Origin of the sequence: Pseudomonas edaphica, from assembly GCF_005863185.1 — a bacterium.
Lineage (GTDB): Bacteria > Pseudomonadota > Gammaproteobacteria > Pseudomonadales > Pseudomonadaceae > Aquipseudomonas > Aquipseudomonas edaphica.
In genome coordinates this window covers 1-9,090 of sequence record NZ_VBVZ01000233.1, presented here as the reverse complement: position 1 = coordinate 9,090, position 9,090 = coordinate 1, and the positions used below count along the sequence as shown (strand labels likewise).

Here is a 9,090-nt window from a genome sequence, read left to right as displayed (position 1 = left end):
TGGTTTATCAGCATGGACGTGGCCGACGAGAAGCAGGTCGCCCAGGGCGTTGCCGAAGTGCTCGGCCAGTTCGGTCGCCTGGACGCGTTGGTGTGCAACGCCGCCGTGGCCGACCCGCGCAATATCACCCTCGAAAGCCTCGACCTGGCGTACTGGAACCGCGTGCTGGCGGTGAACCTCAGCGGGCCGATGCTGCTGGCCAAGCACTGTGCACCGTACCTGCGTGCCCATGGCGGCGCGATCGTCAACCTGGCCTCGACCCGCGCGCGTCAATCGGAGCCCGACACCGAGGCCTACGCGGCGAGCAAGGGCGGGCTGTTGGCCCTGACTCACGCGCTGGCCATAAGTCTTGGGCCAGAGGTGCGGGTCAATGCCGTCAGCCCTGGCTGGATCGATGCGCGTGATCCAGCGGCGCGGCGTGCCGAGCCTTTGACCGATGCCGATCATGCCCAGCATCCGGCGGGCAGGGTGGGCACGGTTGAGGACGTGGCGGCGATGGTGGCGTGGCTTCTGTCGCGTCAGGCAGGGTTTGTCACTGGCCAAGAGTTTGTGGTCGACGGCGGCATGAGCAAGAAGATGATTTACAGCGAGTAGGGCGGGTAGCCGCCTTGAAGCAATTTTGTCTTTTTCAGAAAAACTTCAAGCAGGCTATTGACTTAGGTCTGCTACCTGCGTAAATTTCGCGGCCTCAACGAAGCAAAGGGTGATTAGCTCAGCTGGGAGAGCATCTGCCTTACAAGCAGAGGGTCGGCGGTTCGATCCCGTCATCACCCACCACTTCTTGAGAGTTTTGCCTTCGGGCAAGACGCAACGTTAAGGGTTGCACCGACGCGCAGCGGTAGTTCAGTCGGTTAGAATACCGGCCTGTCACGCCGGGGGTCGCGGGTTCGAGTCCCGTCCGCTGCGCCATATTTTCCAGGTCCGATTTATCGGGTTTGAGATTGAAAGGCTTTGGCTGATCAGTCAGACGTTTAAAGACAGTTGAGGGTTTAGGTTCAACTGGTCAAGCGATACGCAGCGGTAGTTCAGTCGGTTAGAATACCGGCCTGTCACGCCGGGGGTCGCGGGTTCGAGTCCCGTCCGCTGCGCCATATCTGCCCCAAGGCCCACTGAACGCCTTGGAGCACAAAGCAAGTGTTAAGCTGCTTTGATCCGATAGCAAAGACCCTGGTCGAAAGACCGGGGTTTTTTGTGTCTGCGATTTGATATTTTGGGTTGAGCTTCTTCTGAAGCTGCCACTGGTCAATGTGGGAGCTGGCTTGCCTGCGATAGCTACACCTCGGTCCAAGGTATGGCCATCGTCGGCAGCCAGCTATCGCAATCAGAACCCCAGCTTATCCCGCAGCCCGTAATACCAGGCACCCATCGCCGCAAACGGTGTGCGCAACAGTTGCCCGCCCGGGAACGGGTAGTGCGGCAGGTCGGCAAACGCATCAAAACGCTCTGCCTGGCCTCTCAACGCTTCTGCCAGCACCTTGCCCGCCAGGTGCGTGTACGTCACGCCGTGGCCACTGCAGCCCTGGGAGTAATAGATGTTGTCGCCCAGGCGACCCACCTGTGGCAGGCGCGACAGGGTCAGCAGGAAATTGCCGGTCCAGGCGTAATCGATCTTCACATCCTTGAGCTGCGGGAAGGCCTTGAGCATCTTCGGGCGGATGATCGCTTCGATGTTGGCCGGGTCGCGCGCGCCATACACAACGCCACCGCCGAAGATCAGGCGCTTGTCACTGGTGAGGCGGTAGTAGTCCAGCAAGTAGTTGCAGTCCTCGACGCAGTAGTCCTGCGGCAGCAAGGTCTTGGCCAGTTCATCGCCCAGCGGCGCGGTGGTGATGACCTGGGTGCCGCACGGCATCGACTTGGCCGCCAGCTCCGGCACCAGGTTGCCCAGGTAGGCATTGCCCGCGACGATGATGAACTTGGCCCTGACCTTGCCCTCGGCGGTGTGTACCACAGGGTTGGCGCCGCGCTCGATGCGCACCGCCGCAGACTGCTCGTAAATCGTGCCGCCCAGGGACTCCACCGCCGCTGCTTCGCCCAGTGCCAGGTTGAGCGGGTGAATATGGCCGCCGCTCATGTCCAGCAGGCCGCCGACATAGTTGTCACAGGCCACCACTTCGCGGATACGGCGCTCATCCAGCAACTCAAGCTGCGTATGGCCGTAGCGCTCCCACAGCCGCTGCTGCGACTCCAGGTGGCCCATGTGCTTGCTGTTGAGTGCAGCGAACACACCGCCGTCCTTCAAGTCGCACTGGATCTGGTACTTGGCCACGCGCTCACGAATGATCCTGCCGCCCTCAAACGCCATCTGCCCCAGCAACTGCGCCTGCTTGGGGCCAACGCTGCGTTCGATCACGTCGATGTCGCGGCTATAGCTGTTGACGATCTGCCCACCATTGCGGCCCGAGGCGCCAAAGCCGACCTTGGCGGCTTCCAGTACCGTCACGCGAAAACCGTTCTCCAGCAGAAACAGCGCGCTGGACAGGCCGGTATAACCGGCGCCAATCACGCAGACATCGGTTTCGACTTCACCTTGCAGCACCGGGCGTGGCGGAACCGCATTCGCGGACGCGGCGTAATACGACTGGGGGTAGGGGGTGTTCGCCATCCTGGAACCTCTGTTTTATATTTTTTACGAGTGCGCCGATCCTACCTGAGTTGAAAATTGCCTGCCAGCCACCCGAAAACCCCGGGCATGCCTTTCACAAATAAAAAATTCGCATATTCATAGGGTTAGCTGCAAAAAAGATGTTGACACCCCTTCGGAATTCCGTAGAATGCCGCCTCACAGCAGGCACGTAGCTCAGTTGGTTAGAGCACCACCTTGACATGGTGGGGGTCGTTGGTTCGAGTCCAATCGCGCCTACCAAACAAAATCCGCTCTGCTGGGCGGTCTGGAAGGGCTCACCGAAAGGTGGGCCCTTTTTTGTTGTCTGCGATTTGTAAAACTTCCTTATCAACACTCCCGCCGCCATCGTTATGCTTTTACCCGTCGTGCTGCTGCTCTTCTGCAAGCTTATCGAATGCCGCCTGGGCGTTCATCACAGCTTCAGAATGTTGGAGCGTCCACCTATATAACGCACGAAATGGCTCTTCCAGCGTATGCCCCAGGTCCGTAACGCTGTACTCGACGGCGACTTGAGAAGAGGGGATGACGCGGCGCGACAAAATGCCATTGCGCTCCAGGCGACGCAGGCTTTGCGTGAGCGCTTTTTGCGTAATGCCGTCGAGTCGACGTTTGATTTCATTGAAGCGCAGCGGGCTTTTACAGAGCGTTGCCAGTATCAATACGGACCATTTGTCCGCGATCTGATCGAGCAGTATCCGGCTGGTGCAATCAGCGGCGTAGACGACTGGAGGGTTCTCGTTTTGCCCCAACGCCTGAATAGCTTTTTCCTGCATGTAGTTTCCTCGGGTATACCTGAGCACTTTTAAGTGCCTTATTGATATTAGGTATACACCTTATACCATGGAGTTTCCTTTTGCTCGGAGCATCTCTCAATGAGTTCTACGAATCTCGACTCTCTATTTCAGCCGTTCACGATCAAGTCTTTGACCCTGAAGAATCGAATTGTAATGGCGCCTATGACGCGCGCTTTCGCCAAGGGCGGTGTGCCTGACGAACAAATCGCCGCTTATTACCGCAAGCGTGCGGAAAACCAGGTCGGGTTGATTCTGTCTGAGGGGGCTGTGGTGGATCGTCCGGGCGCTCGTAATATGTCGCGGATTCCGTTTTTCCATGGCGATGAATCACTCGCAGGCTGGAAAGCAGTAATCGAAGGTGTTCATCGTGCCGGTGGCAAAATGGGGCCGCAGATCTGGCACGTCGGGGCCGCGCCCAGTTTCCAGGAAGACTGGGCGCCCGCCGGTGGGTTTGAGAGCCCGTCGGGGCTTGCCGGTCCTCAAAAACCACTGGGGCAGGCCATGAATGATGAGGCGATTGCCGACACCATTGCGGCGTTCGCCAAGGCCGCTGCTGACGCCAAGCGGCTGGGGTTTGATACCGTCGAAATACACGGTGCCCACGGATACCTGCTGGACCAGTTTTTCTGGACAGGTACGAATGAACGCTCCGACCACTTCAACGGTGCAACGATCAAGGAGCGTTCACGGTTCGCGGCGGAAGTGGTCAAGGCCATACGCGCAGCCGTAGGGCCGGATTTCCCGGTCATTCTGCGTCTGAGTCAGTGGAAGCAGCAGGATTACAGCGCCCGTTTGGCTACGACGCCTGAAAGCATGTCCGATTGGCTGGTGCCACTGGTGGAGGCCGGCGTGGACGTTTTGCATTGCTCTCAACGGCGCTTCTGGGAAGCCGAGTTCCCGGAACTGGACGGCGAGCAGGGTCTGAACTTTGCCGGCTGGGCCAAAAAGCTGACGGGCGCTGCGACTATCAGTGTCGGCTCTGTGGGGTTGTCCGGCGACTTCCTCGGCGCCTTCAGCGGCGAAAGCTCCCAACCGGCAGCCATCGACAATTTGGTGCAGCGATTGGAGAAAGAGGAGTTCGACTTGATCGCTGTTGGGCGAGCACTGCTGAGTGACGCGCAGTGGGTGAGGAAAATTCGAACGGGCAATTCGGCCGACTTGAAGCCTTTTGACGTAAAAGATTTGGCCGAGCTGGCCTGAGTCTCACACTTCTGACACGTGCAAAACCTTGAGTGTTGAAGGGCTCACCGAAAGGTGGGCTCTTTTTTTGGCTGGAATTTTGCCAATACCTGCCCATACCGCTTTGCGGGTTACTGCGCTGAGAACTGCTAGCAGAACAGCGTAGCCACCGATAACAGGCAGATAATCTGTGCAAACATCTGGCACCGTATCTCACCATTTGTTGTCGCCATACTCGTTTGTCCGGCGTACATAGCGGCTGCCTCCATCGGCAATACTGCGCTGAGCGCTGCGCAGGACCGCGCAACACTGTATTGAGTATAGGTCTGGAACGAGATCCATGCTGTCGAGACGACTTAAGGTGATTGAGCGCCGCTGGGTTAATGAAACTGGCGCAGATCCACTCAGGTTTGGTGCGCCCAAGGCATACTGAGGAACGATTGAATTCAACCCATGGAGTCCGTAATGGAATTGGCAATGGAAGTATCGTTCGACGTGACGGCGCAGGAGCGCGAGGCCATTCTCAAGCCGCTGCGGGCTTTCAACCGCAGCCACACCGGCCAGATGCCGTCCGAAACGGTCGGTATTTTGCTGCGTGATCCCGCTTCTCAAGAAGTAGTGGGCGGTCTTTACGGGGAGATTTCCTTCGGGTGGTTGTTCATTGAGCTGTTGAGCATTCCCGACCAGATGCGCACCCAAGGCACGGGCACGCGATTAATGCGCGCGGCTGAAGACTTGGCCCGTGAACGCGGATGCGAGGGCATCTGGCTGGACACTTTCAGCTTCCAGGCGCCCGCGTTTTATCGCAAGCAGGGCTTCACTGAATTTGGCCACATTGCTGATTTCCCGCCGGGCCATAAACGCCATTTTTTCCACAAGCGCTTGAGCTGAACTCCCTCAAAGCGCCGGGCCACCCGGCGCCCATCACCGACAAAATTTATTGGTTTGCAGCAACAATTTTTCTTGTTGGACACCTCCCGCCCCCAACCAGCACAGTTGCCGCCACTGACGCTCGACCTCCCAGGTCAACAATAAAAAACCACGTCGGGCTGCACGCCACTTTCATGCTGTGAACCCTTTGTTCACATCCTGCCGTCATGGCGCCGCAGCGCGCATTCTAGGACTTAATCGTCATGCAAACTGTTGTGAACCTATGGCCGTTGATCGGCGTACTTGTCATCGTGGTTGGCTTTGTCCTGCGCTTCAATCCGTTGCTGGTGGTGACCGCCGCAGCCATTGCCACCGGGCTTGCCGCACACTTCCCGCTGGAAAAAATCCTCGCCAGCATGGGCGAAGGCTTCCTTCAGACCCGCGCCCTGCAATTGATCCTGTTGCTGCCCCTGGCCGTTATTGGCCTGCTGGAGCGCCATGGCCTGCGCCTGCATGCGCAGAACTGGATCGCTCGCTTCGAGCGCGCCACCGTCGGGCGCTTGTTGATCATCTACCTGTTCGTGCGCGAGTCCACGGCCGCCATGGGCCTCACCAGCCTGGGCGGGCATCCGCAGATGGTGCGGCCGTTGTTGGCGCCGATGGCCGAAGGCGCAGCGGAAAAACGCTACGGCAAACTGCCGGACAAACTGCGCCACAAGGTGTTGGCCATGTGTGCGGCGACCGATAACGTCGGGCTGTTTTTCGGTGAAGACATCTTTGTTGCCTTTGGTGCGATTGCGCTGATGCACACCTTCCTGCTCGGTTCGGGGATTGATGTGGAGCCGTTGCACATTGCGGTGTGGGGCATTCCGACGGCGATTTGTGCGTTTATCATCCATGCGATTCGCCTGCACCGGTTCGACCGAAGGCTTACCCGCGAGATGACGCCCGTCGCGACGCCGGTGGAGTCTGCGCAATGATTATCTCCATCGAGTACCTGTACTGGCTGGCCGGCATTCTGCTGTTGATTACCGCAGGCATGATCCTGCTGGATCGAACTCACCCCAAACGCTGGTCCAGCGCGGTGTTCTGGCTGTTATTCGCCATTCCGTTCCTGGTCGGGGAGCGCTTGCCACCGGTGGTTATCGGCGTGGGCGTGGTGATCATGGCCTTGATCGCAGGTTTGGGCGGCGTGGGGCGTGGCGCGCATGCCCAGTTGCATGACAAGTCTGCCCGCGCCAGTGCCGGTCGGCTTGGCCACAAGCTGTTTATCCCGGCGTTGGCCATTCCGCTGACCACCGTGATTGGCTCGGTATTGCTCAAGCACACCGAAATCGGTGGCGTGCCATTGCTGGACCCGAAAAACACCACTTTTGTCTCCTTGGGCATCGGCTGCCTGATCGCCCTCGGCCTGGCCTGTTGGTTGACCCGCGACACACCGGTGCAAGCCCTGCGTGAATCCCGGCGCCTGACCGAAGCCTTGGGCTGGGCCATGGTGCTGCCGCAAATGCTCGCCATGCTCGGCTTGCTGTTCAATGAAGCCGGGGTCGGCACCGCGGTTGCCCATGTCACCACCACCTATATCAACCTGGATTTCAAGCTGGTGGCGGTGATGGTGTATGTATTGGGCATGGCGCTGTTTACCGTGATCATGGGCAATGGTTTTGCGGCGTTCCCGGTGATGACCGGCGGTGTCGGCGTGCCGGTGCTGGTGGGCATCTACGGCGGCAACCCGGCGGTAATGGCGGCGATTGGCATGTTCTCCGGCTATTGCGGCACGTTGATGACGCCGATGGCGGCCAACTTCAATATTGTCCCGGCGGCCTTGCTGGAGTTGCCCGACAAGAACGCGGTCATCAAGGCGCAGCTGCCGACGGCACTGATGATGCTGGTGGTCAATATTGTGCTGCTCTACCTGTTGATGTGAGGCGAGGATGCAAACGTGCCTGTTGATGGGCTTCGAGCCCTTTGATCAAGACCCGGTCAACCCGTCCTGGGAGGCCGTGCGCCAGTTGGATGGGATGCTATTGGGTGAGGGTGTGCAGATTGTTGTGCGCCGACTGCCTTGTGCATTTGCCTTGGTGGAGGAGTGCCTGGCTGAGTGGATCACCCAATTGCGCCCGGCGATGGTGATCGCCACGGGGCTTGGGCCTGGGCGCGACAGCATTTCCATGGAGCGGGTGGCGATCAACGTTAACGATGCGCGCATCCCGGACAACCTGGGTGAGCAACCTGTCGATACGCCCGTGGTGATCGACGGGCCGGTGGCGTACTTCAGCACATTGCCGATCAAGGCCATGGTCAAGGCGTTGCGCGAGGCCGGGGTGCCTGCGGCGGTTTCGCAGACGGCGGGCACTTTTGTGTGCAATCAGGTGTTTTATCTGTTGCAGCACGCGCTGGCCGGCACGGACGTTCGCAGTGGGTTCATCCATGTGCCGAACTTGCCGGAGCAGGTGGTGGGGACTGGGCTGGCATCGATGCCATTGGTGACAACCTTAGAAGGCTTGCGCCTGGCGGTGCAGGTGGCATGGAACACACAGGTTGATGTGGTGCAGGCCGGTGGCCAGGTCAGTTGACCCGGCTCGCGGTGTTCAGGCTTCGCGCCTGGGGAAAAACAACTCAAAACAGGTCACTCCGGCCTCACTGGTGACCCGGTAGCGGCCGTTATGCAGCTGCATGATGGTCGCCACAATCGACAGCCCCAGCCCATTGGACTGGGCCGAGCGTTCCCGTGACTCATCCACCCGGTAAAAACGCTCGAACAGGCGCGGCAAATGCTCGGCGGGAATGGTCTGCCCCTGGTTGCTGACGCGCAAGTTGATGCCCTCGGCGTCTGGAATGGCCTGAATCAGCAACTGCGAACTGGGTGCGCCGTACTTGATGGCGTTTGCACACAAATTTGCCAAGGCGCGGCGCAACAGCATCGGTTCGGCCCAGATCAGGCCTTCGCCCTCGGCCTGAATGTGAATATCCACATCGCTCGCCAACCCTTCGAAGTAGTCCGCTATGCGCTCCACTTCATCCGCCGCACTCAGTTCCTGGCGTTGGCGCAGTGCGCTGGCCGGGTCGGTACGGGCGAGGAACAGCATGTTGTCGAGCATTCGTGCCAGGCGTTCGAGTTCTTCGACATTGGACGCCAGCAGTTGCTGGTAGCTCTCAATGTTACGGCTCTGTTGCAAGGCGACCTGGGTCTCCCCCAGCAAGTTGTTGATCGGCGTGCGCAGCTCGTGGGCCATGTCGGTGGATACCTGGCTCAGTTGTACAAAGCCCTTGGCCAACCGTTCAAGCATGGTATTGAAGGCGTCGATCATTGGCAGCAGCTCTTTGGGCGCGCCGTGGCTGTCGAGGCGTTCGGCCAGGTTGCCCACGCCGATACCTTGGGTGTGCACGGCCAGGCGCCGCAGTGGCACCAGCCCGCGGTGCACCAGCAGGTAGCTGACGATGGCGAGAATGACCGCGGCGATGCTGGCGAGGATAAACACGCTCAAGCGATAGCTGGCGAGCATCGCCGTGCGTTCGGTCATCAGGCGCCCGGTGGTGACTTGCAGGCTGCCCAGGTCGCCCGAGTCGATGGACGCGGCCACGGTGGCGAAAGGCACGCCATTGATACCGGGTAAATGG

The 9,090-nt window shown here is 59.4% G+C and carries 9 protein-coding genes and 4 tRNA genes; 10 read left to right on the top strand and 3 right to left on the bottom strand.

Annotation, left to right across the window (positions count from 1 at the left end; translation table 11 throughout):
• From FEM54_RS16595 to FEM54_RS16580, 4 genes are all read left to right on the top strand, one after another.
• On the top strand, positions 1-594 hold a 594-nt coding region (locus FEM54_RS16595; RefSeq protein ID WP_138451955.1), incomplete at its 5' end, for an SDR family oxidoreductase.
• A gap of 107 nt (positions 595-701) precedes the next feature.
• A tRNA-Val gene (locus FEM54_RS16590) sits at positions 702-777 on the top strand.
• A gap of 55 nt (positions 778-832) precedes the next feature.
• Positions 833-909, top strand: a tRNA-Asp gene (locus FEM54_RS16585).
• Between the two features lie 105 nt (positions 910-1,014).
• Positions 1,015-1,091: transfer RNA gene (locus tag FEM54_RS16580), tRNA-Asp, on the top strand.
• Between the two features lie 230 nt (positions 1,092-1,321).
• On the opposite strand, the gene FEM54_RS16575 is transcribed toward FEM54_RS16580, so the two are convergent.
• Positions 1,322-2,605: an NAD(P)/FAD-dependent oxidoreductase gene (locus tag FEM54_RS16575; protein WP_099549905.1), complete on the bottom strand. Its 1,284-nt coding sequence runs from the start codon at positions 2,603-2,605 to the stop codon at positions 1,322-1,324.
• Positions 2,606-2,789: 184 nt separating this feature from the next.
• Between FEM54_RS16575 and FEM54_RS16570 the strand changes: the two genes are divergently transcribed.
• A tRNA-Val gene (locus FEM54_RS16570) sits at positions 2,790-2,866 on the top strand.
• Positions 2,867-2,982: 116 nt separating this feature from the next.
• On the opposite strand, the gene FEM54_RS16565 is transcribed toward FEM54_RS16570, so the two are convergent.
• Positions 2,983-3,399 (bottom strand): winged helix-turn-helix transcriptional regulator, encoded by a 417-nt coding sequence (locus tag FEM54_RS16565; protein ID WP_017138750.1) that lies wholly within the window; start codon positions 3,397-3,399, stop codon positions 2,983-2,985.
• A gap of 99 nt (positions 3,400-3,498) precedes the next feature.
• Between FEM54_RS16565 and FEM54_RS16560 the strand changes: the two genes are divergently transcribed.
• The 5 genes from FEM54_RS16560 (at position 3,499) to pcp (ending at position 8,045) form a co-directional block, all read left to right on the top strand.
• Positions 3,499-4,620 (top strand): NADH:flavin oxidoreductase, encoded by a 1,122-nt coding sequence (locus FEM54_RS16560; protein ID WP_138451953.1) that lies wholly within the window; start codon positions 3,499-3,501, stop codon positions 4,618-4,620.
• Positions 4,621-5,064: 444 nt separating this feature from the next.
• Positions 5,065-5,490: a GNAT family N-acetyltransferase gene (locus FEM54_RS16555; RefSeq protein ID WP_138451951.1), complete on the top strand. Its 426-nt coding sequence runs from the start codon at positions 5,065-5,067 to the stop codon at positions 5,488-5,490.
• Positions 5,491-5,732: 242 nt separating this feature from the next.
• Positions 5,733-6,449: a DUF969 domain-containing protein gene (locus FEM54_RS16550; RefSeq protein ID WP_017138754.1), complete on the top strand. Its 717-nt coding sequence runs from the start codon at positions 5,733-5,735 to the stop codon at positions 6,447-6,449.
• On the top strand, positions 6,446-7,396 hold the full coding sequence (locus FEM54_RS16545; RefSeq protein ID WP_138451949.1) for a DUF979 domain-containing protein: 951 nt from the start codon (positions 6,446-6,448) through the stop codon (positions 7,394-7,396). The genes FEM54_RS16550 and FEM54_RS16545 overlap by 4 nt, the downstream gene beginning before the upstream one ends.
• 7 nt (positions 7,397-7,403) lie before the next feature.
• On the top strand, positions 7,404-8,045 hold the full coding sequence (gene pcp / locus FEM54_RS16540) for a pyroglutamyl-peptidase I (protein WP_138451947.1): 642 nt from the start codon (positions 7,404-7,406) through the stop codon (positions 8,043-8,045).
• A 15-nt stretch (positions 8,046-8,060) separates the two neighbouring features.
• On the opposite strand, the gene FEM54_RS16535 is transcribed toward pcp, so the two are convergent.
• Positions 8,061-9,090: heavy metal sensor histidine kinase (locus FEM54_RS16535; RefSeq protein WP_138451945.1), on the bottom strand; the 1,030-nt coding region annotated here is incomplete at its 5' end.

Coding starts and splice junctions, on each gene's coding strand:
- FEM54_RS16575 (WP_099549905.1), bottom strand. CDS start 2,605: ATGGCGAACACCCCCTACCCCCAGTCGTATTACGCCGCGTCCGCGAAT.
- FEM54_RS16565 (WP_017138750.1), bottom strand. CDS start 3,399: ATGCAGGAAAAAGCTATTCAGGCGTTGGGGCAAAACGAGAACCCTCCA.
- FEM54_RS16560 (WP_138451953.1), top strand. CDS start 3,499: ATGAGTTCTACGAATCTCGACTCTCTATTTCAGCCGTTCACGATCAAG.
- FEM54_RS16555 (WP_138451951.1), top strand. CDS start 5,065: ATGGAATTGGCAATGGAAGTATCGTTCGACGTGACGGCGCAGGAGCGC.
- FEM54_RS16550 (WP_017138754.1), top strand. CDS start 5,733: ATGCAAACTGTTGTGAACCTATGGCCGTTGATCGGCGTACTTGTCATC.
- FEM54_RS16545 (WP_138451949.1), top strand. CDS start 6,446: ATGATTATCTCCATCGAGTACCTGTACTGGCTGGCCGGCATTCTGCTG.
- pcp (WP_138451947.1), top strand. CDS start 7,404: ATGCAAACGTGCCTGTTGATGGGCTTCGAGCCCTTTGATCAAGACCCG.